Origin of the sequence: Pseudoalteromonas sp. MMG012, from assembly GCF_018100875.1 — a bacterium.
Taxonomy (GTDB): Bacteria; Pseudomonadota; Gammaproteobacteria; order Enterobacterales; family Alteromonadaceae; genus Pseudoalteromonas; species Pseudoalteromonas aurantia.
Window position 1 is genome coordinate 1 of the sequence record NZ_JAGJEF010000172.1, and the last position, 1,955, is coordinate 1,955.

Consider the following 1,955-nt stretch of genomic DNA (forward strand, 5'->3'; position numbering starts at 1 on the left):
GCTTATTTTACCTTTATTTTCATAAAACTTACTAAGCTCTAAGTTGATAGCACTAACTGGATTGTAACTCATCTAAACGCATTTGTGCTTGTGCCACTATTGCCGTTATTTCTGGGTTATTTGAATCACCATAGCGGCAGATGAGCCCCTCATAGGTTTTGATTGCATCATCTGGTAAGTTCAGTTGAACTTGCGAAATCCCTTTATAAAGCATTGCTTTAGCTACTCGTTCTTGCACGGCTTCGCTGTCAGATTCACCAAAGTGGGCAATTAACTCTTCATAGGCCTTAATTTCTTCTTTTGGCTGTTCTAACTGACCTTGTGTGATCCCTTTATTAAGCATAGCTTTAGCCACCTGCTCTTGCACGGCTTCGTTGTCTGATTCACCAAAGTGGGCGATTAACTCTTCATAGGTCTTAATTTCGTCTTTTGGCTGGTTTAATTTACTTTGCCTAACCCCTTTATTAAACATAGCCTTAGCTACTTGATCTAGCACAGATTCGTTCTCGGATTTGCTAAACTGAGTAACGAGCGCTTCATAGGCTTTAATTGCATCGTCAAACTGCGCTAATTCACTCTGTGTAATTCCTTTATGGAGCATCGCTTTAGCAACTTGTTCTTGCACTTCAAGATAGCCTGATTCTCTGAAACGAGCGATGAGAATATCATAGGTTTTAATTTCTTCTTCTGCTTGATTTAATTGACCTTGCGTCACTCCTTTATTAAGAATCGCCACTGCAACCCGTTCTTGTATTGTTTCATGCTCTGAATCAATGAATCGAGTAATGAGTTCATCATACGTTTTAATTTCTGCTTCAGGCTGCGTTAGTTTATCAAGACATGCAGATTTATAAGACAGCGCACTTGCAAGGGTTAAGTCATCGACTTCCTCAAAAATATTTGAGGTTATAACATCCCATGCGATGATAGAAAGGCTAAATTGATTGTTAGAGAAAAATTCAGTACCAATCTCAAGCCAGTCATCCACATTCAAACGGGTATGTTCGAAACTTTTATACGTTAAATACTGTGTATCGAGCATTAAAGAATCGATAAACTTTGCTTTCACCTGTCTGATTTCAGAAAGTTTTTGCATCCGCTCACTTTCATCTTGTTCAAACTTATCAAACTTGCCTTTTAACTCTTGATTGATTTCTTGGAATGTTGCTTGTGCTTGTGCTTTTAAGTTGTCACTGTTGTTTTTTAACCATTCTGACATATGTTTTTCTGAGGCGGCGTTTGCTTCGCTTTTCGCTTTATAAATGGCAATAAATGAAGTAGAAAAACCTAAAATCAAAGCAATTATCGTTATCAGGATACTGTAAAAATTTAATTCATAAGATAAATCGGATATACGCCCATCAAAAACGTTCAATTCTTTATTTTGACTTTGTTCTTGCTTAGCAAGTTGAAAATTTAAAACCTTCTCTTGCTGAATGATCTGATTACTAATGTTGGCTAACTGTATTTTTAAATTAGTTTGTGTTTCTTCCAACTTTTTGAAGTCATCACCCAGTTGTTGTTTAATCCCTTTGGCATGGTCTTTTTGCTGTTTCAACTGTTCATCTAAAACGGCCATTTTTGTTTGAATTACGCTCAGTTTCTGAGTGTATTTTTGACCCACATTTTGCACAGGCTCATTTGCTGACGAGGTTTTCAGCAATATAAAACATAAACTTACGAGTAATAAAAAAAGGCGCATTCATCATCCTTATGGTGTGTTTATAATTGAATCGCGTTTACCAAATAGGCGCTTAATTTACTCTAAATACAGTAATTAAAGCAAACTAAGCGATTAAAAATATAGGCGTCTGTCATGTTGTATTCGCTAAAAAACGCTCTTTATTGCAGGAAGCAATAAAAAGATTAGCTATGGGCTCGTGATATTCACACGTAGTTGAAAATACTTAACCTATTTGCACTGCAAGCGTTGAACATAGCGCAACTAACAAAAA

1 protein-coding gene is annotated in these 1,955 nt (G+C 36.5%); it reads right to left on the bottom strand.

Annotated elements, in window-relative coordinates:
* Positions 1 to 52: 52 nt before the first annotated feature.
* Entirely contained in the window at positions 53 to 1,702 is a 1,650-nt protein-coding gene (locus J8L97_RS22830) for a tetratricopeptide repeat protein (protein ID WP_211053014.1), read from the bottom strand.
* Positions 1,703 to 1,955: the final 253 nt, after the last annotated feature.